The organism is uncultured Thiocystis sp. (assembly GCF_903866365.1).
GTDB lineage: Bacteria > Pseudomonadota > Gammaproteobacteria > Chromatiales > Chromatiaceae > Chromatium.
Genome location: NZ_CAIPNF010000334.1, coordinates 1 through 3,017, shown reverse-complemented (window position 1 = coordinate 3,017; position 3,017 = coordinate 1). Strand labels below are relative to the sequence as shown.

General features: G+C 63.7%; 3 protein-coding genes. All 3 read right to left on the bottom strand.

The window, feature by feature from the left end; translation table 11 throughout:
* Positions 1–83 precede the first annotated feature (83 nt).
* Complete coding sequence (egtD, locus tag QZY07_RS18785; RefSeq protein WP_295405987.1) at positions 84–1,064, bottom strand: L-histidine N(alpha)-methyltransferase; 981 nt, start codon at positions 1,062–1,064, stop codon at positions 84–86.
* Positions 1,065–1,138: 74 nt separating this feature from the next.
* Positions 1,139–2,449 carry an ergothioneine biosynthesis protein EgtB gene (gene egtB / locus QZY07_RS18780; protein ID WP_295405985.1) on the bottom strand — a complete coding sequence of 437 codons (1,311 nt, stop codon included), beginning with the start codon at positions 2,447–2,449 and terminating at the stop codon, positions 1,139–1,141.
* A gap of 340 nt (positions 2,450–2,789) precedes the next feature.
* Positions 2,790–3,017: response regulator (locus QZY07_RS18775; RefSeq protein ID WP_295405983.1), on the bottom strand; the 228-nt coding region annotated here is incomplete at its 5' end.

The window sequence follows — 3,017 nt, the reverse complement described above, 5'->3', positions numbered from 1 at the left end:
GATGGATGGATGTCGAACGAACGCCTGATCCGGATTCACTTGCGCCGCTGCGCTCGCCGCCGGGAACGGTCGCAAGGCCCTGATCAAACGCCGGTCACGCGCAGACAGTGCACACTGAACAACTCCCCCGGATCGGTCCAGATCTGCTCGGACTCGAAACCGGCATCCCGCGCGAGGCTTTGGAAATCGGCGATGCCGTATTTATAGGAATTTTCGGTGTGAATGGTTTCGCCATCCCGGAACGCGAAGTCCTGACCGCTCACCCGAACCCGTTGCTCGACCAGACTGACCAGGTGCATCTCGATCCGGCTCATGGCTTCGTTGAAGAAGGCCCGATGGGCAAACGCATTTAGATCGAAGTCGCCCGCTAGCTCGCGATTGATGCGGGTCAGCAGATTGAGGTTGAAGGCCGCCGTCACCCCCCGGGCATCGTTATAGGCGGCGTTGAGGATCGCCGGATCCTTGCGCAGGTCGACACCGACCAGTAACCGCCCCCCCGCGCCGAGCAGTCGGGCGATGCGCGCCAGAAAACGCCGGGCCTCCTCGGGATCGAAATTGCCGATGCTCGATCCGGGGAAAAACGCGGCCAGATCGCGCCAGCCAGGATCCAGCGGCAGTTGGAAGGGAACCGAATAGTCGGCACAGGCGGCATGGATCGACAGCGCCGGGAAACGCTCGGCCAGGGCGTGCGCGGATTCCAGTAGATGATCCCTGGAAATATCGATGGGGACATAAACGCGAGGTTGCAGCGCGGCCAGCAGGGTCTGGATCTTGAGGCTGCTGCCGCTCCCGAGTTCGATCAGCACGCAGCCGCGTCCGAGACGGTCGGCCATCGCGGCGCCATGATCGCGCAGGATGCCGATCTCGGTACGGGTCGGATAGTATTCGGGCAGTTCGGTGATGGCATCGAACAGACGCGAGCCCGACTGATCGTAAAAGAGTTTCGGCGGGAGCCGTTTATGCGGTTGTCCGAGCCCGGCCAGTACCTCCGCGCGCACATCGGCGGGTGTCGGATGATAGTCGTGGAAACGGATGCGTGCCTCCGCGCCGTCCGCAGCGTCCATGGTTTGCGACCCCGTGCCTGCCCCTTCAGGATGCGGTTCCTGATATCTCGGTGGTTTGACCGCCGCGTGCTGTGTCATGACCTGCTCTCCGCGAGTCGAAATCCTTTGAACTGCCAGCGTTCCCGAGGATAGAAAAAGTTGCGATAGGTGGCTCGGACATGGTCCGCAGACGTGGCGCAGGAACCGCCGCGCAGGACCATCTGATTGCACATGAATTTACCGTTGTATTCGCCGAGCGCGCCGGGTGCCGCGCGATAGCCCGGATAGGGGAGATAGGCGGAGCCGGTCCACTCCCAGACATCGCCGAAGAGCTGCCGCGGTCCATCGCCCTCGGCTGGCCCGGCCGGACGCGGATGCAGCCAGCCCGCATCGACGAAGTTGCCGGTCAGGGGCTGGTCGACCGCGACCCGTTCCCATTCGGACTCGGTCGGAAGACGTTTGCCGGCCCAGGTCGCGAAGGCATCCGCCTCGTAGTAGCTGACATGGCAGACCGGCTCGGCCGGGTTCAGCGGGCGCATTCCGGAGAGGGTCATGAGGTGCCAGGCGCCCTCCTGTCGCTCCCAGTAGAGCGGGCTGCGCCAGCCGTGTTGACGCACCGTCGCCCAGCCGTCCGAGAGCCAGAGCGCGGTCTGCTCATAGCCGCCATCGGTCATGAACTCCAGGAATTCGCCATTGGTCACGAGCCGGTCCGCGAGCGCGAAGGGTTCGAGAAAGACCCGATGGCGCGGGTGTTCGTTGTCGTAGGCGAAGCCCTCGGAACCGGCGCGGGACGGGGCGCCGATCTCGGCCAGACCGCCGTCGCAGGACAGCCATCGCAAGGGGTCTGGATCCCTGAGCGGTGATTGCGGCAAATCCGCGCGATAGGCGGGACGCAACGGATTGTGCGCGAAGTGCCGCTTGATGTCCGTGATCAGGAGTTCCTGATGCTGCTGCTCGTGGTTCAGACCGATCCCTAACCGTGGTTCCGCGGTCGCCCAGTCGGTCGACGGACATTCGGCGATCAGCCGCGCCATGGCCGCGTCGACATGCTGGCGGTAATCATAGACCTCGGCCACCGTCGGGCGGGACAGCAGGCCGCGCTCATGACGCGGCCAGAAACCGCTGCCGGTCTGTTCGTAATAGCTGTTGAAGAGATACTCGAAACGCGGATGGAAAACCCGATAGCCCGGCAGAAAGGGCCGGAGCAGGAAGGTCTCGTAGAACCAGGAGACATGCGCCAGATGCCATTTGGGCGGACTCGCCTCGACGACGGTCTGTAAACCGTAGTCCTCGATGACCAGGGGTTCGCAGAGTTGTTCGCTGAAGGCGCGGATGCGCTGGAAATCTCTGAGTCGATGCGCGCGCTCAGCGTCCCGGTGATCGTCGCTTGTCGATGTTTCCTGCATGATTCCCTCGTTCGGATGGCTGATTGACGGACGGCCCATCCACCTGGCAGGTGGACTGCCGCCCGGACTGGAGCGGCGAGACGCGCTCAACGGAACGCGCCGCGTGACGGGATGGTCTGGCGGTCGATCATGGTAACGATACGAGCAGAGTGCGGTCGACTTCGATGATTTCCAGCAATCCGGTCGAACCCGACGACCGACGCGCCCCGTGCGAAGGTTGCCCGCGCCGTCGCTCAAACGACCCTTTGCGCGTCCCCTGACAGACTTTGCGCGACGCTCGCCCGCGACATCGGGATTGCCCCACACCGCGTCGACCCTGGTCTTGACGGAGCAAGCGAGGTCATGTGTCGCCGCTTGCTTGGGGCAGCCATTTCAGCAAGGTCCGATACAGCACCACCGGGTCGACCGGTTTCGCGAGATAATCGTTCATTCCCGAATCGCGACACTGCTGGATATCCTCGGCGAGATCGCTGGCGGTCATGGCCAGGATCGGGATCGACCGATAACCGGGCAATTGGCGGATCGCGAGCGTGGCCTCCGGCCCGTCCATGACCGGCATCCGCATGTC